The organism is Mycobacterium heckeshornense (assembly GCF_016592155.1).
Lineage (GTDB): Bacteria > Actinomycetota > Actinomycetes > Mycobacteriales > Mycobacteriaceae > Mycobacterium > Mycobacterium heckeshornense.
Map to the genome: position 1 here is coordinate 26,086 of NZ_AP024237.1, position 22,068 is coordinate 48,153.

At 65.2% G+C, this 22,068-nt stretch carries 21 protein-coding genes; 20 read left to right on the forward strand and 1 reads right to left on the reverse strand.

Annotated features, from left to right (window positions below; translation table 11 throughout):
• Nucleotides 1–54 precede the first annotated feature (54 nt).
• The 6 genes from MHEC_RS00130 to MHEC_RS00155 all read left to right on the forward strand — a co-directional run bounded on the left by MHEC_RS00130 (nucleotide 55) and on the right by MHEC_RS00155 (nucleotide 4,152).
• Complete coding sequence (locus MHEC_RS00130) at nucleotides 55–843, forward strand: helix-turn-helix domain-containing protein (protein WP_201399385.1); 789 nt, start codon at nucleotides 55–57, stop codon at nucleotides 841–843.
• The gene (locus MHEC_RS00135) at nucleotides 833–1,666 is read left to right on the forward strand and encodes a C40 family peptidase (protein WP_048892607.1); all 834 of its coding nucleotides are present in this window, start codon (nucleotides 833–835) and stop codon (nucleotides 1,664–1,666) included. Before MHEC_RS00130 ends, MHEC_RS00135 begins: the two co-directional genes overlap by 11 nt.
• A gap of 53 nt (nucleotides 1,667–1,719) precedes the next feature.
• Nucleotides 1,720–2,082: a DUF4226 domain-containing protein gene (locus tag MHEC_RS00140; RefSeq protein ID WP_048892608.1), complete on the forward strand. Its 363-nt coding sequence runs from the start codon at nucleotides 1,720–1,722 to the stop codon at nucleotides 2,080–2,082.
• 83 nt (nucleotides 2,083–2,165) lie between these two features.
• A complete protein-coding gene (locus MHEC_RS00145) occupies nucleotides 2,166–3,452 on the forward strand; it encodes a DUF4226 domain-containing protein (protein ID WP_372507339.1) in 1,287 nt (428 codons plus the stop codon).
• A gap of 75 nt (nucleotides 3,453–3,527) precedes the next feature.
• Complete coding sequence (locus MHEC_RS00150) at nucleotides 3,528–3,854, forward strand: ESX-1 secretion-associated protein (protein WP_048892609.1); 327 nt, start codon at nucleotides 3,528–3,530, stop codon at nucleotides 3,852–3,854.
• A complete protein-coding gene (locus MHEC_RS00155) occupies nucleotides 3,841–4,152 on the forward strand; it encodes a DUF2694 family protein (RefSeq protein WP_048892610.1) in 312 nt (103 codons plus the stop codon). The genes MHEC_RS00150 and MHEC_RS00155 overlap by 14 nt, the downstream gene beginning before the upstream one ends.
• A gap of 12 nt (nucleotides 4,153–4,164) precedes the next feature.
• On the opposite strand, the gene MHEC_RS00160 is transcribed toward MHEC_RS00155, so the two are convergent.
• Nucleotides 4,165–4,308, reverse strand: coding sequence for a hypothetical protein (locus MHEC_RS00160; RefSeq protein WP_162838788.1), 144 nt, complete (start codon nucleotides 4,306–4,308; stop codon nucleotides 4,165–4,167).
• An 81-nt stretch (nucleotides 4,309–4,389) separates the two neighbouring features.
• Here MHEC_RS00160 and MHEC_RS00165 point away from each other — a divergent pair, with 81 nt between their 5' ends.
• The 14 genes from MHEC_RS00165 to eccE all read left to right on the forward strand — a co-directional run bounded on the left by MHEC_RS00165 (nucleotide 4,390) and on the right by eccE (nucleotide 22,067).
• The gene (locus tag MHEC_RS00165; RefSeq protein ID WP_048892611.1) at nucleotides 4,390–5,943 is read left to right on the forward strand and encodes a DUF5631 domain-containing protein; all 1,554 of its coding nucleotides are present in this window, start codon (nucleotides 4,390–4,392) and stop codon (nucleotides 5,941–5,943) included.
• 120 nt (nucleotides 5,944–6,063) lie between these two features.
• Nucleotides 6,064–6,381 carry a DUF2710 family protein gene (locus MHEC_RS00170; protein ID WP_048892645.1) on the forward strand — a complete coding sequence of 106 codons (318 nt, stop codon included), beginning with the start codon at nucleotides 6,064–6,066 and terminating at the stop codon, nucleotides 6,379–6,381.
• Nucleotides 6,378–7,313, forward strand: a complete 936-nt coding sequence (locus tag MHEC_RS00175; RefSeq protein ID WP_053094029.1) for a transglycosylase SLT domain-containing protein — start codon at nucleotides 6,378–6,380, stop codon at nucleotides 7,311–7,313. The genes MHEC_RS00170 and MHEC_RS00175 overlap by 4 nt, the downstream gene beginning before the upstream one ends.
• A gap of 2 nt (nucleotides 7,314–7,315) precedes the next feature.
• Nucleotides 7,316–8,809, forward strand: a complete 1,494-nt coding sequence (gene eccB / locus MHEC_RS00180) for a type VII secretion protein EccB (protein ID WP_048892612.1) — start codon at nucleotides 7,316–7,318, stop codon at nucleotides 8,807–8,809.
• Between the two features lie 2 nt (nucleotides 8,810–8,811).
• Nucleotides 8,812–12,897 carry a type VII secretion protein EccCa gene (gene eccCa, locus MHEC_RS00185; RefSeq protein ID WP_048892613.1) on the forward strand — a complete coding sequence of 1,362 codons (4,086 nt, stop codon included), beginning with the start codon at nucleotides 8,812–8,814 and terminating at the stop codon, nucleotides 12,895–12,897.
• Between the two features lie 115 nt (nucleotides 12,898–13,012).
• Nucleotides 13,013–13,324, forward strand: a complete 312-nt coding sequence (locus MHEC_RS00190; RefSeq protein WP_048892614.1) for a hypothetical protein — start codon at nucleotides 13,013–13,015, stop codon at nucleotides 13,322–13,324.
• A 45-nt stretch (nucleotides 13,325–13,369) separates the two neighbouring features.
• Nucleotides 13,370–14,548 (forward strand): PPE domain-containing protein, encoded by a 1,179-nt coding sequence (locus tag MHEC_RS00195; RefSeq protein WP_160315059.1) that lies wholly within the window; start codon nucleotides 13,370–13,372, stop codon nucleotides 14,546–14,548.
• A 217-nt stretch (nucleotides 14,549–14,765) separates the two neighbouring features.
• Nucleotides 14,766–15,092: a hypothetical protein gene (locus MHEC_RS00200; RefSeq protein ID WP_048892616.1), complete on the forward strand. Its 327-nt coding sequence runs from the start codon at nucleotides 14,766–14,768 to the stop codon at nucleotides 15,090–15,092.
• A gap of 56 nt (nucleotides 15,093–15,148) precedes the next feature.
• Nucleotides 15,149–15,439, forward strand: coding sequence for a hypothetical protein (locus MHEC_RS00205; protein ID WP_048892617.1), 291 nt, complete (start codon nucleotides 15,149–15,151; stop codon nucleotides 15,437–15,439).
• A gap of 66 nt (nucleotides 15,440–15,505) precedes the next feature.
• Nucleotides 15,506–16,339 carry an ESX secretion-associated protein EspG gene (locus tag MHEC_RS00210; RefSeq protein WP_048892618.1) on the forward strand — a complete coding sequence of 278 codons (834 nt, stop codon included), beginning with the start codon at nucleotides 15,506–15,508 and terminating at the stop codon, nucleotides 16,337–16,339.
• 37 nt (nucleotides 16,340–16,376) lie between these two features.
• Nucleotides 16,377–17,399, forward strand: coding sequence for a MinD/ParA family ATP-binding protein (locus MHEC_RS00215; RefSeq protein ID WP_099869445.1), 1,023 nt, complete (start codon nucleotides 16,377–16,379; stop codon nucleotides 17,397–17,399).
• On the forward strand, nucleotides 17,399–18,883 hold the full coding sequence (gene eccD / locus MHEC_RS00220) for a type VII secretion integral membrane protein EccD (RefSeq protein ID WP_048892619.1): 1,485 nt from the start codon (nucleotides 17,399–17,401) through the stop codon (nucleotides 18,881–18,883). Before MHEC_RS00215 ends, eccD begins: the two co-directional genes overlap by 1 nt.
• Nucleotides 18,880–20,538, forward strand: a complete 1,659-nt coding sequence (gene mycP / locus MHEC_RS00225; RefSeq protein ID WP_048892620.1) for a type VII secretion-associated serine protease mycosin — start codon at nucleotides 18,880–18,882, stop codon at nucleotides 20,536–20,538. Before eccD ends, mycP begins: the two co-directional genes overlap by 4 nt.
• On the forward strand, nucleotides 20,505–22,067 hold the full coding sequence (eccE, locus tag MHEC_RS00230) for a type VII secretion protein EccE (protein WP_235434917.1): 1,563 nt from the start codon (nucleotides 20,505–20,507) through the stop codon (nucleotides 22,065–22,067). Before mycP ends, eccE begins: the two co-directional genes overlap by 34 nt.
• The last annotated feature ends 1 nt before the right edge of the window (nucleotide 22,068 follow it).

Sequence of the window (22,068 nt, forward strand, 5' to 3'; positions counted from 1 at the left end):
GACACCGCAGATGCTTGGGGATATGTAATATTCGGATATGGCCGGAGCTCTACGATGAGCCGCGAATCGGCGGGCGCGACTATCCGGGCGCTGCGGGAATCGCGCGACTGGTCATTGGCGGATTTCGCGGCCGCGACCGGCGTTAGCATCATGGGGCTGAGCTATCTGGAGCGCGGGGCCCGCAAGCCGCACAAGAGCACGGTGCAAAAGGTGGAAAATGGCCTCGGCCTGCCGCCGGGCACGTATGCGCGGCTCGTCGTCGCGGCCGATCCCGACGCCGAGCTGGCCCGGCTGACCACAGGTGAACAACCGCCGGCGGTGCCCGCGCGGGAGGCCGCGGCGGTCGTCGTCGAGCGGCACGACAACACCGAAGTGCTGGAAGAGCACGCCGAAGCACAACTGGAGACACTGCACTGGCTCATCGACCGACTGCCCACGAAGACATCAGACGAATACGAGACGTATATTCATTCTGTGATCGAACTCTGCGTGAAGTTCGAAATGCTGGCGGCCAGGTCGTGGCGCGCGGCGGTGCATGCTGGCGCGGACTCGGCCGGCCGGCTTTTGGAACACCTGCAGGCGCTTGAGGCGACCCGCAGCTCGTTGTTGACCCGGATACCAGAGAGCTTGAGCGCCCGATTCGATCGGGCATGCGCCCGCTCGGCGCTGCCCGAAGCGGTGATCGCCGCGCTGGTCGGCGTCACCTGCGACGAGATGTGGGCGATCCGCAACCAGGGTCGTGCCGCCGGCGGCACTCCCCGCGTTCGGGCCTTCGCCGACGCGGTGAACTCCGACGACGACGGTCCGCCCGTCCGGGTCGAAGGGCAAGCCGGTGAGCGGTAGCGAACTGGAGCTGCTCAGCCGCGCTCATCAACTGTTCAGTGGCTCTGCTTGGCTCGCGACACCGCAGACAGCCGCAGCCCACCTCGAGGCCGCTGTGCCCGTCACAGCGTCGAACACCGGTGAGGGCCACGACCGCTATCGGCTCGCCGTGCGCCACAGCCACGCGGTGCTGCGCTCCGCGGCCCGGACAGACGCCGCGGTCACAGACGTCATCGCCGCCGCCCACCACGATCACGCCCGGGCCCGTGAGCAGACCAAGCGAATCCTCGACGAAGCGCGCGCGGATGTCGGCGCGCCATCGGTTGCGCCCATGGCCCAGCGGGAAGCGCTGCGCCGCCGCGTGGCCCGGCTGCGTGCGCAACGCATCCACGTCATGTCGGCACGCTGGCAGGCGCGGCGACGGGCGGCGGCGTTGGGTGTCCTGCGGTATCTGGCACTGTGCCGGCGCGCTTCCGAGAGAGGCGGATTTGGGCTGCCGCCGAGTCGCCGCGCCGCAATGGCGGTGCGCGCGGCCCTGTCCCGGCTGGGCCGGCCATATGTGTGGGGCGCGACCGGTCCCGACCAATTCGACTGTTCGGGGCTGGTGCAGTGGGCCTATGCACAGGCGGGGATACACCTGGACCGCACGACGTATCAACAGATTCACGATGGCATTCCGGTTCCCCGCTCGCAGGTGCGACCGGGGGATCTTGTGTTCCCGCACGCCGGGCACGTACAGATGGCGATCGGCAACAATCTGGTTGTCGAAGCCCCCCACGCCGGCGCCGCGGTGCGGATTAGTCCGTTGGGTGCGGGTGTGGTGATCCGGCGCCCGTCGTGGTAGCAGGCTGGTGCGAAGGTCGATGAAGACCGCGTGGAGATGGGAAGATTCAGCTCATGGCAGAACAAGCCGGGTGGTCAGTGGCAGCGATCCAAGCCAGGCAAGCGGCGTTGGCGCGACGGTACTCCGCGGTGAACGACGCCGACCGGCTGTTGGTGGACGCGCTGGTCGGTGCTCACACCGCAACGGTCGAAGGTGTAGCAAGGCTCGACGCGATCGCGGCCGAGATCGACCACGCCGTGCAGAACCAGGCCGCGCTTGCCCTGGATACGCCCGCCGGCGCCCGAGAATTCCAGAAATTCTTGCTCACCAAACAGCGTGAAATTCTCAGCGTGGTTGCTCACGCCCGCGAACTCGATGCCGCGACAAAGGCCGCCTTGGAAGCATTGCCAGAACGGTATCCGGTGGGCGCGAGCTAGCGTCATTCGACGCTAAACGCTTTTGCTCAACGGCTAGTCGAAGTGAATTGTCGCCACCCTCTCCCCTGGGTACTGTCGCCGCCATGCAGGGGCCGCAGCAACGTTGGCAGCTCGGCGTTTCGGCTATGCCGGCGGCTGAGGTGGCGATGCCCTCCGATCGGCAGCGCGGCGCAGCAGCAGACGCCATCAGAGACGCCGAAATTGCTTTGGCGCAACAGAATTCGGCGTGCGCTCAGTTGGATATGCAAGTGGTTTCGGCAATCTTGAATGCCCACCAAAAGACGCTTGAAGGCAGTGATGCGCTGGCCGCACTGCAGCGCGACGTCGAGGCTGCGGTGCGCAGCCGCACCGATCTGGATACCCCCGCGGGTGCTCGGGATTTTCAGCGCTTCCTGACAGGCAAGCTCCGCGAAATTCGGGCCGTGGTGACGGGCACAGGTCTCGACGACACCTCGAAGTCGGCGCTGATGGCCGCATGGACGTCGCTCTACCGCGTATCGACGGCCGAGCCGCAAAGGGCCCGTGGTGGGCAACAGCCTGCGCGCAGCACCACCGCGAACGCCGGGCCACAAGCCACCAGCAATCCAGCGGAGTCGGATAACGGAGCCGACCCGTACCTCGATGCGTTGCTCGCAGACGATCCGGGATTGTTTGCGGAAGACCCCACCGCACCGGTCCCGCAGGCGCCGGTGCCACCGATGCCACCGATGACCGGTTTCCCCGCGCTTGGCGGGATGCCGGGTGGGGGGATGCTGCCGACAGGTCTGCCGGGTCTTGGTATGCCCGGCGGCATTCCGCTGGGCGGACAACTGCCCGACACCGGAAAACAACGGGCACCCGACGATCTTGAGGAGGCGCTGCCCGCACCCGATGCCGCGACCCCGCAACAGCAGCCAGCGGCTGAGGACGTGGACGAGACGGGCAACGACAAGGTGGCTGAACCAGCCTCCGCTCCCGAGCAGCCAGCCGCCGGCCCGACGACGGTGACGTTGCCCACCGGGGAGACCGTCACCGCTGCCAGTCCGCAGCTTGCCGCGGCGATCGGAGCCGCCGCCGCCGGCACACCCATCGCCGATGCGTTTCGCCAGCAAGGGATCACCATTCCCCCACCCGGCACCGCCGTCGACGATCCGGTCGATCCGTCCCGGGTAGCGCCCGGGGATATCGGGATGTTCACCGATCGGCACGCGCTTGCTCTCGGCAACAGCAAAGCGCTGCTCAACGGTCAGATTCAGCACATCTCCAGCGTGACGGGGCCAAGCTTTCTAGGCTGGGAGCACCCACCGGTGCCGTCGACGGCAAACGCACCGGCCAAGCCCGAAACACCGGCACCGACCCGGCCGGCGGCCACGACCGGTACGTCACCGTGACAGCTGGCGAAGACCGACACAGCGCACGACGAGCGCGCCGACGAGGGTCGTCGGCGCTTTAAGAGGAGACAGCGGATGGCAGATCAAATCCATGTGGTGCCGGAGAGCTTACGCACGGCGGCCGGGCACCACGAGCAAGTGTCCGAGTACTTGCGCACCATCCCATCGGCACACGCAGCGATCCAGGAAAGCCTGGACTCGCTGGGGCCGGTTTTCAGCGAGCTGCGCGAGGCCGGGCGCGAACTGCTCGAGCACCGGCGGCGCTGCTACGAGCAGCAAGCCGACGACCACGCCGAGATGGCGTACCACCTGAAGATGTCGGCGGACATGTGGGAGCAGCACGAGGAAGAGGCCGCGGGCAAGCTGGGCGGCATCGTTGACGACGTCGATGACAGACGCTAACCCGGCCTTCGACACCGTCCATCCGAGCGGCCACATCCTGTTCCGGTCCTGCCGGGGCGGATACGCCCATAGCGTGGCGTTGAGCGAAGCGGCCATGGACACCGACGCGCAGACGCTCGCGCAAGGGATCTTGCTGACCGCCGACGTGTCCTATCTCAAGGCGCTAATGGAAGTTCGCAGCGAAATCGTGGCGGCCGGTCACACTCCATCAGCGGAGGTACCCACCGCGCATGACCTCGACGTCGCGATCGAGAAGTTGCTGGCACATGAGTTGCACCCTCGACGCGGCGCCGAGTAGAACCGCTACCGTTCAGCGCAGCCAGGTCTTGACGGCATCGGGATCCGGCGCGATATTGCCTGGAGGTTCGATGGGATTGGCGCCGAACAACTCTCGTGCGCGCGCCAGCAGGATCCGCACTTCGTCTAGTTGCTGTTGCAGCGCCGAAACCGTCACGTCTCTACGCTACTGCGCCGACGATGTCCCCACAATTCACCAGTGAACTGACCAATCACCGGACAACGGTACGCTGGACCGGTGGCGATCTTCGGGCGAAAGACGGCGCGCCAGCGTCTCCGGAGAGCGACCCAGGAATCCCTCGCGATTCCGGCCTTCAGCTCCCCGGTTGACTGCACCCCGTGGGTGATCGGCGGGCTTTGGCCTGCGGAACTGTCGACGGTCAACGCTGAAACCGCCACCGTCGCAGAGTATCTCAAAGCTGATCTAGAGCGGATCGCCAAGTCGGCCAACGAGCAGTTGAAGCGCATCAGGCAGGCGGGGATGGCCGACCCGGCCCGCAATGCCGAGGAAGCCCGAGTCATCAACGCCGCCCGCGCCTTTGCGGTCCGGCGAGTCGAGTCGACCGTTCGCCATCTGCGCGGTGCGCATCAGGAACACCGTATTGAGCATCAGCGCCGCAGCGCCGTCAGTCCCGGTCGAATCACCGCGACGGGGCCGCGGTTCAAAGTCGCCGCGACCCCGCCTCCCCCAGCGCAGCCGCCCACCGAAGTTCCCGTCGACGACCGTCGGCAGCAGGTCACCGACAATCGCCTCGAGTCGCCACCGGTCGACAAGGATCAGGAGGCCGAACCGATTTCGGCCGGCAAGCATGCAGCGCCCGAGCCGGAATCCGACGACACCGCAGCGCAGCCGCTGACGCTCCCGTCTTCGCCCGATGCGGTTGACACCGACGTGACCGAGGCTCTCGTACCGCCAACCCCGCCGCCGCAGCCGCTCGAGACCGAAAGCCGTGAACCTTCGACCGTTGCCGAGACGGCCGACGTCGGACTCGACGACGATACCGAGGCGGTTGCGGGCGGGCAGCACGACGCCGCGCACGACAACGACCTCCTCCAAGCCCGGGCCGCTGACGACACCGATGCCTTCGCGCAGGCGGCCCCGGCCGAGGCTGCCGCCGCAAGCCACCAGCGGGTGGTCCCGGCCCAAAAGGAAACCGACCATCAACGCTTGCAGCGATTACTGCAGTTCGTCGCCCGTCAAGAACCCGGATTGCGGTGGGCTGTCGGGCTTCGCGAGGACGGGGCAACCGTCGTGGTCACCGATTTGGCGCACGGCTGGATACCTTCGGGAATCACCTTGCCCGCCGGGGTGCGGCTGCTGGAACCGGCGCGCCGCAAAGGCAACGCGGCAGCGCTGCTCGGCTCCACCACGCTATCGGCGACCTACTCCCCCGGCGACCCGCTCGGCTGGGCGACTGATTTCGGCCCGACCGAATCCTCGGTGCTACCTCGCGAACTGCCCGAGGTCGACGATCTCGGATGGTTGCTGAGCGAGGCCACGCACTGGCGTGACGGGCTGCCGCGGATGGTGCACACGTTGGCCAAAGCCGGCGCGGCGGGGACGGGGGTCGTCGACGCCGAACTCGACGTGCTGCGGGTCCACCTCGATACCGCCCGGTATTCTCTGCTGGCGCAGTACCCGGACATCGATCCCGCGCTGCTGCTGAACTGCCTGCTATTGGCGGCCACGGAAGGCATCGCCGCCGGGGACCGAACTTCAGCGAACTATCACTTCGCCTGGTTCCAGGTGCTGAGCACCCCACCGGCGAGCAGGTTCAGCACCAATTCTTGAGCAGGTCGCCGTCGGGACCCGCCCTGCTCAGCTGCGGTCGGGGTGTAGTGTCCCCACGACCAGAGCGCGACGAGGGGGTATGAATTGACGCTGGTCGCCGGCGGTCGAGATACTGGCACGGTGGCGGGGCCGGGCAGTCGGGCGAAGTTGAGCGACAAGGATCTCGTCGAGTCAGTGCTGCGCGAATTGAGCGAGGCCGCCGACAGGTGGGAGCAGCTGGTAGCCGAAGCCGAAACCATCACCTACAGCGTCGACTTGGGCGATATTCATGCCGTCGCAAACTCCGACGGCAGATTGGTCGAGCTGACGTTGCACCCGAATGTGATGACCGGCTACACCCACGGCGAGCTGGCCGACCGGTTGAACACGGCGATCGCGGCGCTACGTGAGGAGGCGCAAGCCGAAAACGCGGCACGCTACGGGAAAGGCGTCCGGTGACCGCGGATCCGCTGACGCGTCACGCTCTCGCGGTGCTGGGTCGCGGCCACGACCTGTTTGGGGTGAGCCGGGCGAACACTGGCGCACTGAAGACACCGGACCCGTTGCGCGACCATGCGGCGAGGATCACCCGACCGCCGGCCGGCGCGCGGACCGCAGTGGACCGCGCGCGGCGGATGGCGGGGATGCTTCGAACCAGCGCCGAGGACGATACCGAGCTGGCCGCGGTGTTGACTGACGCCCACGCCGACCACGCGGCGGGCCGGCGCGCCACCCGTGCGGTGCTCGAGGATGCATACGCCGACGCGATGCCGGCAGCCGATTCACCGTTAGGCAGACGGGAAGCGCTGCGCCGCATGGCGGTTCGGCTGCGAATGCAGCGACGCCTCATTCACCGTTCGCGTCACCGGGCACAGCTGCTCGCGCGACGGCTGCGCCGGATCGGCTACTTGCGACACACCGCGGCCAGCCGTCGGCCGTCGTCGGCGGCAGCGATCCCGCTGGGCGCTGTCCGATACGACAGATCTGTCACGGCAGGGCCTATCAGGCAACGCGTCGCCGAGGCACTCGATCACATGGGAATCACCGATCCGGTGGCGCGACGCAATTGGCTGCGGGGCTACCAGACATTGATAACCCGGGAGTCCGGCGGCCGGGCATCGGCGATCGCGTCGGAACCCGCCACCGCGGCCGGGCCCGCGCAAGCCGACGGGCACGGTCTCGGCTACGCCCGCGGCATCACCCAGACAATCCCAGCTACCTTCGCCCGGTATCACCAACCCGGCACCTCGACGAACATCTACGACCCGGTGGCCAACATTTGCGCGTCGATGAACTATGTAATGCATCGCTACGGCGTCGCCGCCAACGGTGCGAACTTGGTTGCGCTGGTCCAACAGGCGGACGCACGTAGACCGCCGAGAGGATACTGACCATGCCGCTCAACCTGTCCAACCGCGACCAGAACTCGGGCCACCTGTTCTATAACCGTCGGCTGCGGGCGGCGATCACCAGGTTTTCGGTCCGCATGAAACACGACGACCGCAAACAGCAAGCCGCAGTGGCGTTGTCGATCGTGTTCGTCCTCATTGGTCTCGGGTGGATGGCTTTGCTGCACATCTGGAAACCCGCCGGGCTGGTGGGCCAGTCCGCGATCGTCGGAAACCGGGACACCGGCGCGGTGTACGCCAAGATCGACGGGCGGCTCTACCCGGCGCTCAACCTGACTTCCGCTCGGCTGGCAGTCGGCAATGCGGCCGCCCCGGCCTGGGTCAAGGCAAGCGAAATCGCGAAGTATCCGACCGGGCCGATGATCGGCATCCCCGGTGTGCCCGACAGCCTCACGGTCACCCCGAGCAGCGTCTCCGCGTGGACGGTGTGCGACACCGCTCCCACCCGCGGTGCCCGGGCTGCTCCTGTCGTGACATCCATCGCCGGCGAGCTGTCGGCATTCGGCCGCGCCGCTCCGATGCGCCCGGCGCAGGCGATCCTTGCCACCCACAAGGACGCGACCTACGTGATATGGGGTGGTCACCGGTCCCGCATCGACCCCATGGACCGCTCGGTGACCTTCAACCTGGGTCTCGATCCGGGAGTGACGCGTCCGATCGAGATCTCCAACGCCCTGTATGACGCCATGCCCTCCACCGAACCCCTTGTGGTACCGCCGATCCCGGAAGCGGGGACACCGTCACGGTGGCTGCCCGGCTCGACCGTGGGCAGCGTGCTGGAAACCCGCGACGCCGCCGGCACGGTCACCGGCTTTTACGTATTGCTTCCAGATGGGGTACAAAAGATCACCGGCTTCGTTGCCGAGCTGCTGCGCACTGCGAATCCGGCAGGTTCGGCTACCCCGACATTGATCACGCCGGACAAGCTGATCCACATCCCCACGGTCGATGTGCTCAACGTCGACTACTATCCGCCCGGCAAACTGGATTTCATTGACACAGCGGCTAATCCGGTGACCTGTGTAGCGTGGCAGAAGCAGTCCAGCGACCCGCAAGCCAGCATCACCATCTTCAGCGGCCGGGGCCTGCCGGTACCGATCAGCATGGATGCCCGGTTGGTGCATCTGGTGCGCGACGACCGCAATCCCGAATCCGTGGAGGCTGATCAGGCGCTGCTGCTGCCGGGCGCGGCGAACTTCGTGGCGACCACGAGCGGTGTGGCGACCTCCGACAGCCGCGAAAGCCTGTATTGGCTATCACCGCAAGGTGTTCGCTACGGGATCCAGTCGGATAACCGCACTTTACAAGCACTGGGACTGGATCCGCGTAGCGCTGTTCAGGCGCCATGGCCGATTGTGCGCACATTTGCGGCAGGGCCGGCCATCAGCCGCGATAGCGCGCTGTTAGCGCGTGACACCATTGTGGGCAACGGCGCGGTGGCGCCCGTACCCCAAGCCAACCCGCAGGCAGGAGGTTAGGCATGTCGAAACGAGGGTTCGTGCGGGGCGCCCGTAAACCACCGCCGGCCGTTCCGCCGGTACGGGTGGCGGTTGCTCCGCCACTGGCGCTGCCTGAACGTGAGCCCCGCAACATCCTCATGATGATTGCCATTCCGGCCTTGCTGGTGGGAATCATCGGCACGTTGGTGGTGATGTACACCTCCGGCGTGCGCTCGCTGCAGTCGGGTTTCTTTCCGATGATGGGATTATTCGGGTTCGGCGCACTGATGTTCAGCGGGCGCTTCGGGCGAGCCCGCCGTATCTCCTGGGGCGAGCAGGAAAAGCAGCGACGCAGCTATCTGCGCCAACTCGACGAGGACCGTGAAGAAGTGCAGCGGGCCGCTCAGGAGCAGAAACGCGCCCAGCTGTTCGTCCACGGTGATCCGCAGAAGCTCGACACCGTCATCGGCGGGCCCCGCATGTGGGAGCGCCGCCCCAACGACGCGGATTTCCTGGACGTGCGCCTGGGGATCGGGATTCAGCAAGCCAGCGACGCGGCCGTGTCGCTGCAATGGCCCGAGGTTCCCATCGGAGAGGAGCTGGAGCCGGTAACCGGCGGCGCGCTAAGGGATTTCATCCTCGAGCAAAGCAAGATCCGCGGCATCGGCAAGGTCTTAAGCCTGCGGTCGAAACCCGGATTCAGCTTCATCAGCGACGACCCCGGCGAGCTGCACAGCTTCATGCGGGCGCTCCTGTGCTCCTTGGCGGTCTACCACAGCCCCAACGACGTCAAGCTCATGGTGGTGACCCGCCACCCCGAGCAGTGGTCCTGGCTGGTATGGCTGCCGCACAACCACCACGACGAAATGTTCGACGCCTGCGGCCTGCGCCGGCTGGTCTTCGCGTCGCCCACCGAGCTGGAAGAAGCCCTCGACGCCGAATTGCACCGCAAAGGCCGCGGGCCGTGGGCCCCGCCGGTCGGTACCAGCCCCTCCTCAATGCCGTCCCCGATGGAGGCGCAAGGCCTGTCGCTGGGTCCGCATTGGGTGATCGTCGACGACAACACCGGCACTCCCGAGCAGTGGGAAGGCGTGACCGGGCTCAAGGGGATGGCCGGTATCACCGTGCTGCGACTGGCGACCCGGGCGGGTGTCGGTGTCGGTTTCGCCGAAGAGGACCAGCGATTTCAGCTTCGTGAAGGCCGGCTCTATCACCGCGAGGCGTTCTACGCGGTGGCTGACATGCTCGCCGAAAGCACCGCACACCGCTATGCACGGGCGCTGGCGCGCTGGTCACCGATGAGCGCCAGCGAGTTGTCCGAAACCGACAGCCAGGCCGGTGAACTGTTGCGGGCCTTGGGGATCAGCGATCCACGCCGCCTCGACGTCGACCGGCTGTGGGCGGAAAGCCGCGGACGGGGCGATCCCAAGTGGGCGATGGTGCCGGTAGGGATCAAGCCTGGTGGTGAGCTGCAATACATCATCTTCCGCGCCAAAGACTTCGGCGGGTACGGCTTTCACTCCGTCGTGATCGGGACATCGGGATCAGGCAAGTCCGAGCTCTTCCTGTCGTTGTGCAACGGCATCGCGCTCACCCACTCACCGGAAACGTTCATCGTCATTTTTGTCGACATGAAGTTCGAATCCGCGGCCCAAGACCTTGAAGGTCTGCCCCATGTCGCGGGCTCCCTGTCCAACCTGGGCAAAGACGACCGGCATCTCGCCGAGCGGATGCGCAAAGCGATCAACGGTGAAATGGAAAGGCGCTACCGGCTTTTCAAAGAGGCCGGTGCTCGCGACGCCAACGAGTACGAGGAGATGCGGCTGGCCGGCCGCGACCTGGAACCGGTGCCGATCCTGCTGGTCATCATCGACGAATATCTCGAACTCTTCCATCACCACCCTGAATGGGTCCAGCTGGTCATCCACATCGGCCAGGAAGGCCGGGGCTGCAATGTGTTCTTCACCTTGGGTGGCCAGCGGTTGGATCTGTCGTCGCTGAGCAAGGTCAAGAGCAATATCGCTTTTCGGATTGCACTGCGCGCGGAAACCGCTGAAGACTCCCGGGACGTCATTGGCAGCGACGCTGCCTTGCATTTGCCGGCGCGCGAAAACGGCTACGCGCTGCTGAAGGTCGGGCCGCGCGATCTCGAGCCGTTCCGGTGCTTTTATCTATCGGCGCCGTTCGTGCTGCCCAAGAAGACCAAGAAAGTCGACAAGACGATCGACGTCAGCTTCTCGAAGCCTCGTCCGCTCACGTGGGAATACCAGCCGCTCAGCCCGGAGGACACTGCGGCCCTGGCGGAGGCCGACGAACCCGAGGAACCCGACGAATTCCTGTTCCACGCTGACGGTTTCAAGAAGAAGAAGATTCTCGACGTCATCCGAGAATCACTTGTGGCGCACCCAGCTCGCGCGCCGCACCAAATCTGGCTGCCCCCGCTGGAAGTCAGCGAGCCGATCGACGCTTTGGTGGCCTACTGGCGGGGCAAGCCCTGGCATGTCGACTACGGGCAAAACCCGGGGCTGGTGTTCCCGGTCGGAATGGTCGACATACCCGAAGAACACGCGCAGCGGGTGCATGTCATCAACGCCGAGATGGACAACATCATGGTGGTGGCAACAGCTCAGCGCGGCAAGTCGACGACGTTGATGACCTTGATGACGTCCGCTGCGCTGATGTATCGCCCGGAGCGGGTGACGTTCTTCTGTATCGGGGCGTCGCTGTATCCCGTGGAGGAGCTTCCCCACGTTGCCGGGGTGGTCAGCCTGAACGACACCGAAGGCGTGTCACGGACGATCGCCACCATCGAGGGGTTGATCCGCGCCCGCGAGGCGTCGTTCAAGCACTACCAGATCGACATCTCCGAGTTCCGCGAACGACGCTTCGGCGCCGCCGGGGGCGGAGGCACCGATCCCGAGGACAAGTTCGGCGACGTGTTTTTGGTCATCGACAACTACGGTGACCTGTACGAGAAGGACCCCGGCATGGGCGACCGCGCGATCGCCATCGCACGACAGGGCCTGTCTTACGGGGTGCACGTAATGACCAGCGCCAACGCGTGGTTCGTCGGGCAGAAGCAAGGGATGATCACGGTCTCCAACGCGCGGATACAGCTGCGGCTGAGCAACCCCGACGAAACGCAGATGGGCACCTCCCCGGAGTTGCGCAAGGCTGCGCGAAACACCTTGGATCGGCCGGGTTTTGGGCTCACCAGGGACGGATACGAGCTGTTGGTGGGATTGCCCGAAATCACCGGAACCGACGGTGAGCGGGTGACGACCCGCGGTATTGGTGCGCTCATTGCCGGGGTCACGGGTGCGGCTAAGGTGGAGCGCCTGTCCCGGCTGCCCGAGCGGGTGGAACTGAATCAGGTCATCGAGGCATTCGACCGGACCGCTGATGCGGCCGACCCACTGAACATCCCATTCGCGATCGGGGAGAGCGCCCTGCAGCCGGTGGCGTTGCCGACCCGAATGGTGCCCAACATGCTGGTGATGGGCCGTCAGCTGTGCGGGAAGACCACGACGCTGGCGGCTTTCGGTCAGGCGATCATCGAGCGGTTCGGCCCCGAGCAGGCGCAGATCACCATCATCGACCCGAAGACGACACTCATCGGCAAGATCCGGGGTCCCCATGTGCGTGCCTATGCCTACACCGCAGACGACATCGATGTCGTGGTCAGCGAACTGGCCGAGCTGCTGCGCGATCGTCTGCCACCGTCCGGGCTCAGCCAAGAAGAGCTGCTGAACCGAAAGCCGTGGGAGGGCGCGCACCACTTTGTCCTGATCGACGACGAGCATGAACTGCGGCCCCACAATCAGGTGATGAAGCCGGCCGCGACGGCGCCGTTGTGGCCATTCATCGAACGCAGTCGCGAGGTGGGATTGCACGTCATCGCGGCACGGCTGCCCGGCAACTGGGCATCGCAGGTGGTGATGAATCCCTTCCTGCAGAAGCTGACCGGGTCCCGCTCGCCGACCTTGTTCATGGACAACGACCCAGCGAACGTCAAGGTCTACGGCAGAATCAGCGCCCAGCAACTGCCCCCCGGACGCGGCTTGCTGGTGACGACCGATGGCGAGATCGAAGGGGTGCTAGTCGGCGCACCCGGGCACCTGGAGTAAGGCGAATTGCGCCGCGGCGTCGGGTACCGCAGAATTCGTCTGGACGAGTGCGCGGGATGTCTTAAGCTCGCATTACTTCGCAGGAACATCCTGCCGACCAACGGGAGGAACACACATGACCGGTTTCCTTAGCGTGACTCCTGAGGCGGTCAATCTGTCGTCCGTTACGGAGATGGTGATCAGCGGCGACATGGCCGCCAACAACGCGGCCGGGGCCGCGGCCCTCACCGGAACAGTGCCCATGGTGCCCACGTCCGACGACGCGGCGTTCTCGGCAGCGCTGAACGAGGCGGGTGTTGCGTACCTGGGTTCGGTTGCGGAGCACGTCGGGCAACGGGCCGCCTATGCCGGGGCCCAAGGACTGTCCGCAATCAGCTACGTGGTGCGCGAGCTACTTAGCTCGGTAAACATCTCGTCGATCGTCTAACGAGGCAATATGCCCGACCCCTTGTGGTTCGGTCCGCCTGAAAGCGTGGCAGCGCTCCTAGAATCCAGCGACCCGTCGACCGTGGTCGCCAATATTGCGGCATGGCTGAGCGAAGCGGTCAGCCACGAACTGTCGATGGGGGCATCCATGGCCAACATCGCGGCGACCATGTCGCAGTGGATAGGTCTCGGCGGTGTCGCTTCCGCGCTGAAGGGCAACGAACTGAACTTCGCGGGGCTGGCACCGATGATGGCGCACTGTCTCAAGCACGTGTCCATCGGGCAAGCGGCGGTGGAAGCCAACACGATTGCCAGGTCATCCGTTATCCCGGCGGCGGTCTGTCAATCCAATCGAGACGAGACGGCCGCGTTGTACAGCACCAACTGGTGTGGTTGCAATACTCCGGCGATCATCGCGCTCGAGGACCAGTACTACAACCACTTCTGGCCGCAGAACACAAGCGCCGGGGTCGCGTATGCCACGACGTTGACCACATTAATGGGCGCCATAACGAGCACGCCCCCACCGATTACACCGTTGGGGGCGTCCCCGGCCGCGGCGGCGGCGCCGGCGGAGTCTGCCGCCGAATCGGCGGCGAGCAACGCCGGAGGGTTGCCGTCATTGCCGAGCGGGGCGGCAGAAACCGCGGGATCGACGGCGTCGCCCGTGGAGTCGGTCACTCAACTTTTGCAGCCAATGCAGAGCGCGATGACCAGCCTGCCGCAGGCCGCGCAATCGTTGGCTGGTGGATCGACGCAATTTTTACAGAGCGGAATGCAGGGTTTCTCAAGCCCACTACAACAGATGATGGGGATGTTCCCCGGACTAATGTCCCAATCGGGCGCTTCGGCTGCGGTTGAACCAGTGGCCGCGGCGGCCGAGCCGATCGCCGCCGGCGGTGGAGGTGCGGCCGGCTTGGGGTCTGGCGCAGCCGGCGGCGCTGGCGGTGTCGGTTATTCCGGTGCCGGGTTGACCAGCTTCACGCGGCCGGCCAGCACATTCGAACCCGAACTGGGTGGACGGCCAACGGGGCTCAGGGCGAGCGGGTTTCTTAATGCGGCTCAGGTAGGTGGCCCGACCACCACGACGGCCACCGGTGGTGGGATGATGCCCGTTTCACCCGCGGCTGCCGGAATGTTGGGTCGTGAGGGCGGCGAGTCGGATAAGGAGAAAGTCACGCATGCACGGATTGTCGTCGACGCTGAGAGGCAAGGCTCGCCGTAGTTCGTCACCGGTTACCGGGCTAAATCGGCCGACGGCAGCCCAGCAAGCCATCCAGCTAGAACACGTTGCCGTTCGCGAATTAGTTAACACATGCAACGACAGGAAGCTGTCGCCTCACGTCTGTCACAAGGTGAAGTGACAGCCGCCCTGCAGCCAGTACACTCTACGCAATACTCCGGAGCCCCGGGCCAGTCCAGCGAACGAGAGGGAGACATAAATGGCAGCAAATCTGCAGGTAGGAATCGAGGCGGTCGAAGCGATGATCCAAAAGGCCGACTCGCTTCTAGCCGAAGCACAGGCGCTCGGCGGCCAATACATAGCCCATTCGGAGAACATCATCAATGCAGGCTGGTCCGGTCAGGCTTGCGCCACATCGCACGCGACGGCAGTTCAAATCAAGCACGATCTTGATCAAGCGCTCGCGGCCAGCCTGGAATTGCATGAGCACCTCAACACCGCCAAGGCCAATTACATCGCTCAGGAAGCTGACGCCAGCCAACAGCTTTCCGCCGTGCATCCCGGCGCAAGCCCGACCCAGATGTAGTTGTCCGCTGGTCGAGCGATCTTTCACCCCTAAGCCATATTCAGCAAGGAGAAAAGATGGAAATCTCGTACAACTACGGCGCCGGAGCAGACTTGTCCCACGCCATGGCCACACAGGCTGCGATGCTGAGCCAGCATGCACATGACCTGATGCAAGCCGGCAACGCGTTGGTGTCCGAGCACCTTATCGGTCAAGGTGGCGACGCTTACCTCGACAGCCTCCGCCGACTGACCAGCGCGGTGTCGGATATCGGTGACACCATCATGCGGCACAGCAACGCTGTTGACGCCTCATTCCTCGGGGCCAACCACGTCGACGCCACGGCGGCAAATCTCCTGGGTGGTTAGGTCTTACAGATAGCCGACCGCGGGGCGCGCGCGAATGTGCGCCCCGCGCTTTGGCTTGGAGGAGATGTGTTAACCACCACTGTCGACGGATTGTGGGTTCTGCAAGTGCTGACGGGCATCGAGATGGTGGCCCCCGAGCTGGCGCTGCGGCCCATCCTGCCGAGCGTGGAAACGCCGCAGCTGGCGCTGGCGCATCCGATCGCCGCGGAGCTGCAAGCCGCCGGTGTGATCGACGACTCAGGAAACGTCGACCCCATCGTGGTGGAATGGCTGACGGTGCTTGCGCGCCGCGACGTCGCACTGCTGATCTACATGCAAGGAACTCAAAAAGAAGCACCCGACCGCGCGATCCTGGCGCGGTTCGCGCAGTGGTGGGTCGTGATGGAACGCTCAGAAAACCTCGTTCGTATCGGTGGCGCTGGGACCTCCACCACCGAGTCCTCGGCCAACGAGGTCGTAATGCGTCAGATTGAGCGGTTATGCGGAACCTTGGAACCGGCACCGCTGCAGCCGGTCACCGTGGATGTCGACCAGGTGATGGTGGGCGTCACCAACCGAGAAACCTTGCGACGGCAGCTTCTCAGCCAACGATTGGACGGCGACCAGTTGCAAATCCTGATGATGGCCGCCGACACAAAACGATCGGCGCGCGCCTTCGTCGTCGCAACCCAATCCGGGGTAGACACGGGTCAGCCCACCCGAAAACACGTGGAGCAGAGCGTCGTTGCTATCGCCGATACCCCTGAAGGCCGGCTGGTCGGCGAGCACATCTCCTCATCCGGCAAGAGATGGATGATCATCGGGCCAGGGACAACCAGCAGCATCGCCGACGCGATCAACCGGATGGTGCGCCGCCTGCCCGCCAATCAAGAATGGTTTTCGTACCGAAAGGTCGTGTAGTAAAAAGGGGTAAACGCGCCATGTTAGCATCGGCATCGTGACAAATCCGTGGAACGCGGCACCGAATTCGCCGGAGCCACTCAGGCCGGGCCGGATAGAATCGGCGGCTGCGCGCCATCAAGAATCCGTATCGGGAACCCTGCGAATTTCCGATATGGTTGCGCCGCGCAAAATTCCGCCGGGTTCTGGATGGCGCAAATTCGTCTATAACGCATCGTTTCACACCATCAACCTCGGTGAATCACCGGCCGAACGCCACTACCGCGAACTGCAGGAGCGGATCCGCCGCCACATCCGCAAGCAGTATGTCATCGGAGTAGTCTCCGGCAAGGGGGGTGTCGGGAAAACCACCATGACTGCGTGTATTGGCGCGGTATTTAGGGAATGCCGACCGGAGAACGTGGTGGCCATCGACGCGGCACCTGGATTCGGAACACTCGCCGGTCGCATCGACGAAAACCCACCAGGCGACTACACGGCCGTTTTGAACGACACCGACGTCCAGGGTTACGCCGATATTCGAGAACACTTGGGGCAAAACAGCGTCGGCTTGGACGTGCTGGCCGGAAACCGCGCATCCGATCAACCGCGGCCGCTGGTCCCGTCCATGTTCACCGGGGTTCTGTCACGGCTGCGCCGCACGCACACCGTGATCGTGGTGGACACATCCGACGACCTTGAGCATCCGGTCATGAAGGCCGTGTTCGACGCCTGTGACACTCTGGTCTTCGTCTCCGGCCTGACCGCAGACACGTCGTTGCCGGTGACCCGCGCGATCGATTTGCTACGGGCAATGGGTTACCACGAGTTGGTGTCACGCAGCATGGTCATTTTGAATGACAGCCGCAATGAATACGACCCGGATGCACGAGCATACCTTACCGAGCGTTTCGGGAAATCAGGCGCGACGGTCGAATTTATGCCCTACGACCCACACCTTGCAAAAGGCGGCATAATCGACACCCAGCATGAATTGAAAAAGAAAACACGGCTGCGGTTATTCGAAATCACCGCGGCACTGGCGGACAAATATATCCCGGACGCCGATAGGCCACGCTAATGGCGGCGAAGGTCACTTTTCCCGCTCGCTGCGCGGTCGCAGTGGTGTGTGGCGACCACCTTGTGTCGCAGGTGTATCCGGCGTCGGTGCCGGTCGAAATGTTCATCGACAACATCGTCGAACTGCTCGATGAGGAACTCAAACGCCGTGGTCTGCCCGGGCTGGATCTCGGAATGGGCTACGAGCTACACAAATCCAACGGTGTGCGGCTCGACGTCACCAAGACCCTCGATGAACTCGGCGTCGAGGACGGCGCCACACTGGTCCTCGTTCCCGCAGTCGAAGGCGACTCGTTTGAGCCGCAGTACGAGTCGCTATCGACAGCACTCGCCCGGATCGGCAAAAAGCTGTTCCAACCCGTCTCTGCCGACACTGCAGCGCACACAGCACTGGCCATCTTGGCGATGATCTGGCTGACCGTGGTGGTATTCGCTGTACGCAATCGTCTCGCCAGCGATTCGCTGGTGTCCAGCATCGCCACCGGCGTACCAGGCCTGCTGGCCGCCGGCGGGGCCGGGGTGGTATGGCGGTGGTGGCCGCACCGCAACGACATGCTCGATGGCTTCGCCTGGCTCGCGGCGCCCATGCTGGCGGTGAGTTTCGGTGCTGCGGCTCCCGGCAACGTCGGGTCGGCGCACCTTTTTATCGGGGCTCTGCTATTCGCCGTGCTGACCTGTGGGATAGCGGTGACGACCGGACGGCACATCAACGTGTCGTCAACGATCGTGGCGTTGTGCGCGCTGGGCGGCGCGGTGGCCGCTGCGCGGATGTGGCGGCCGATTCCAGCCCAATGGCTCGGCATGTGCACCCTGATCGTCCTGCTGCTCCTACTGACCCTGGCGCCGACGATCGCACTGTGGGCGGCGCGAATCCGGCCCCCGTATTTCGGCTCCATCACCGGGCGCGATCTCTTCCGGCGCAGCCCCGGCCTGCCGGCCGACGCGGTGGCACCCGTGGACGAGGGCGCCGAAGATGAGGCGAATGCCGACACCACGCCGCGCGGTAGGGAAATCGCCGCCGCCGCCATCCGCGCCAACAACGTGCTGACCGGGATCTGCGCGGCTGCCGGGTTGACACTGCCCGCCGCGGTGTGGGCCACCCTGATGCCGGGTCAGGGTCGCAGCGTGGCCGCGGCGGTACTCTGCGGGCTTTTTGTGCTGATCTTCATCAGCCGCGGAAGGGCATTCGCCGACAAACGTCAGGCCATCGCACTGGTATGCGGGGCCGTTGCCGCGGTGTGCGTCGGTGTAGTCAAATACGTGCTAAACGAACCTGCGCCTTCCGGCGAGCCCGTGCTCTGGGGAGCCGCAATGCTGGTCGCATTCGGTGGCGCCGGCCTGGCGGCGGCGCTTCTCGTGCCGATCACCCGGTTCACGCCGCTGGTGCGGATGGTCGCAGAATGGCTGGAAATCGTGGCGATCATTGTCGCCATGCCCTTGGCGGCGTGGATCGGCGGACTGTTCACCTGGGTGCGCATGCGATGAATCCGACGGCCTCACGGACGTGGACACAGCGGATTGCAGCGATGGGGCTGACGGGGCTACTCGTTGGAGTATCAGCTAATTGTCCTGTGGCCCAAGCGATTCCACCTCCCAGCGTCGACCCGGGCCGAGTACCGGCGGATGGCAAGCCGGGTCCTGACCAGCCGATGAGGCAAAGCAACGTCTGTGCGCGCACGATCACGGTCGCCGAACCGAACGTAGCCGTGACCGCACCCGGTTTCACCATGCTCAACATCGGCAAGGCGTGGCAATACTCGACTGGCAACGGCGTACCGGTCGCGGTCATCGATACCGGGGTCAATCCCAGCCCGCGACTACCGGCGGTCGCCGGCGGCGACTACATCATGGGTGGCGACGGGCTGATGGACTGCGACGCTCACGGCACCATCGTGGCTTCGGTGATTGCCGCGGCACCGCAAGGAATCCCTATGCCCGCCCCGATGCCGGCTGTCCCGGCGTTTCCACCGCCGGCCGGGCCACCACCGGCGTTCGCGGCACCGCCACCTCCGGGCGGTGCGCCCCCGCCGGTGGCGCCACCACCACCGCCGTCGCCGGTGACGATCACCGAAATCAAACCGGCGCCACCGCCGCCACCGCCTCCACCAGCCGACGAACCTTCAAACGCGCCGGGGGATCCCACCCCCGACCAGGCCGAGGACCCGGAGGTTCCGCCACCTCCACCAGGGGCGCCGGACGGGGTTGTTGGGGTCGCGCCGCACGCGACGATCATCGCGATCCGCCAATCGTCGCGAGCCTACGAACCGGTGAACCCGGGTGGCGGCGACATCGAGGCCCGCAAGAAGGCCGGCACCGTGGCCACATTGGGCAGCGCCATCGTCCACGCCGCCAACATGGGCGCCAAAGTCATCAACGTCAGCGTCACGGCATGCGTTTCGGCGGCTGATCCGTTGGATCAGAGCGGTATTGGCGCTGCCGTCTGGTACGCGGCCACGGTCAAGGATGCGGTGATCGTCGCGGCGGCGGGTAATGAGGGCGAAGACGAGTGTGCCCAAAACCCGTCGTTCGACCCATTGGATCCCTTCGATCCTCGCGACTGGCATCAAGTCAAGACGGTGTCGTCGCCGTCGTGGTTTTCCGACTACGTGCTTTCGGTGGGCGCGGTCGATAACACCGGCGCCCCGATCAGCAAAAGCCTGTCCGGGCCTTGGGTCGCCGCTGCAGCCCCGGGTGTGGGGATTATGGGGCTGTCCCCGCAAACCGGGGGACCTGCGAACGCCTACCCGCCGATCCGCCCGGGTGAAAAGAACATGCCGTTCTGGGGCACCAGCTTTTCAGCGGCCTACGTGAGCGGGGTAGCCGCACTGGTGCGCGCCAAGTATCCGGAGTTGACCGCCCATCAGGTCATCAACCGGATCCTGCAGACAGCCCACAATCCGCCGCGGGGAGTCGACAATCAGGTCGGCTACGGCGTGGTCGACCCGGTGGCCGCGCTGACCTTCAACGTTCCCCCCGGCGACAAGTTGGCACCCGGTGCGCAGACCCGGGTGATCACACCGGCCACACCCCCGCCGCCCCCGGATCACCGCGCCCGCAATGTGGCGCTGGGATTGACCGCCGTGGTGGCGGCCGCGGTCGTCATGGCATGGCTAATCGCGCGAGCCCGGCGGGCGCGATGACGGCGACGACGAAACTCGCGATCATCGTCGGCATCTTTGCCGTCGGTCTCGCCGGGTGGAGCATTGGCGGCTATCCCGGCGCCGCAACAGGTTTGGTTGTAGGACTGGCCGGCGGCGTCATTCATTGGCGCGGGCATCCGCTGTGGTACTGGCTACACCTCTGGCGGCAGCGCGGCCGGCCAATCGAGTTGAGCGAACCGATCACGGTGGCCAACGACCGCACCGGCGGCGGTGTGCGCTACCAGGACGGTGTCGCAGTGGTGGCCATTCAGTTGCTTGGTAAGGCGCACAGGCCGACGCTGTTCACCGGTTCGACGGCGACCTATACCGAAAACACCGTTGACATCGCCGGTTTAGCGCCGCTGCTGCACCAGAGTCTCGGTTTGACGATTGATTCGCTGAGCGTCGTCAGCGCTGGGGCTCGGCGGCGCAGCACAGGCGATTACCCACGGGTGTACGACACGCTGATCGGTACCCCACCCTATGCCGGCCAGCGGGAAACCTGGCTGATTGTCCGGGTGGCCGCGATCGCCAACGCCGAAGCGCTGCAGTGGCGCACGTCGATCGGCACCGCGACACTGGCTGCAGGACAGCGAATCAGTGCAGCGATGCGCCAGCAAGGCATTCGTGCCAAGGTGGCGACCGCGACCGACATGGTCGAACTGGAACGGCGGGTCGGACGGGCCGCGCTGAACCCGCAAAACCGACGTTGGCGCACCGTCCGCGGTGACGGCGGCTGGTTGACAACCTATTGGTACCGTCCCGGTGACATCACCGCCGAAAACTTAGCGCACGCCTGGGCGCTGCGCGCGGACGGGATCATTCAGAACGTCACGTTGTTCAGCGACGGCAGGGCTCTAGCGACCGTAACGGTGCGCAGTATGCAGCCACCCACCGCCCCGCCGAGCGTGATGCTGCGGACCTTGCCGGGGGAGCAGACCCAAGCCATCAGAGCCAACCTGTGCGCGCCGATGCCCCCGTTGCGGGGGGTACGCCGCGGCACGCTGACCGGGTCGCTCATTATTCCGATAGGACCCTCGGGTGTGCTGCTCGGCAAGGTCGGCGCAGGGAACCGCCTGATGCTCCCGCTCGACGACCCGGGCGAATTAAGCCGAGTTCACATCGCTGCGGAGGATTCGCTGGCTAAACGAATTGTGTTGCGAATGGCCGGTGCTGGGGAACGCATCACGGTGCATACTCGGGATTTGCAGCGCTGGGCCAGTCTTCGGATGCCGGATATTGCCGTGGATAACCGCGTTCGGCCGGTCACGGGCACTACCGTCAGTGTCGTGGATGGGACCGTCATGCCCGCGCCTCGACCGAACACGTTGATCTCGGTCGGGGAACCGGGAGAGCCGTACCGGGGATCCGCTGATGTGGTGATCACCCAGATCGGGCCGGCCAGCGTGGAAGTCCAGGCGGCGGGGCAGAGGCACACCGTGGAGGTCGAGCTGTTCCGTGCCGAGAACCGTTACGTATCCTCAGAGCCGACGATCTTGAGGACCTCCGAGCTCGAGCCGGTGGAATAGA

Bases quoted from the DNA above. Each gene is read 5' to 3' on its own strand.
- MHEC_RS00130 (WP_201399385.1), top strand. From the start codon at position 55: ATGAGCCGCGAATCGGCGGGCGCGACTATCCGGGCGCTGCGGGAATCG.
- MHEC_RS00140 (WP_048892608.1), top strand. From the start codon at position 1,720: ATGGCAGAACAAGCCGGGTGGTCAGTGGCAGCGATCCAAGCCAGGCAA.
- MHEC_RS00145 (WP_372507339.1), top strand. From the start codon at position 2,166: ATGCAGGGGCCGCAGCAACGTTGGCAGCTCGGCGTTTCGGCTATGCCG.
- MHEC_RS00150 (WP_048892609.1), top strand. From the start codon at position 3,528: ATGGCAGATCAAATCCATGTGGTGCCGGAGAGCTTACGCACGGCGGCC.
- MHEC_RS00155 (WP_048892610.1), top strand. From the start codon at position 3,841: ATGACAGACGCTAACCCGGCCTTCGACACCGTCCATCCGAGCGGCCAC.
- eccB (WP_048892612.1), top strand. From the start codon at position 7,316: ATGCCGCTCAACCTGTCCAACCGCGACCAGAACTCGGGCCACCTGTTC.
- eccCa (WP_048892613.1), top strand. From the start codon at position 8,812: ATGTCGAAACGAGGGTTCGTGCGGGGCGCCCGTAAACCACCGCCGGCC.
- MHEC_RS00190 (WP_048892614.1), top strand. From the start codon at position 13,013: ATGACCGGTTTCCTTAGCGTGACTCCTGAGGCGGTCAATCTGTCGTCC.
- MHEC_RS00200 (WP_048892616.1), top strand. From the start codon at position 14,766: ATGGCAGCAAATCTGCAGGTAGGAATCGAGGCGGTCGAAGCGATGATC.
- MHEC_RS00205 (WP_048892617.1), top strand. From the start codon at position 15,149: ATGGAAATCTCGTACAACTACGGCGCCGGAGCAGACTTGTCCCACGCC.
- eccD (WP_048892619.1), top strand. From the start codon at position 17,399: ATGGCGGCGAAGGTCACTTTTCCCGCTCGCTGCGCGGTCGCAGTGGTG.
- mycP (WP_048892620.1), top strand. From the start codon at position 18,880: ATGAATCCGACGGCCTCACGGACGTGGACACAGCGGATTGCAGCGATG.
- eccE (WP_235434917.1), top strand. From the start codon at position 20,505: ATGGCTAATCGCGCGAGCCCGGCGGGCGCGATGACGGCGACGACGAAA.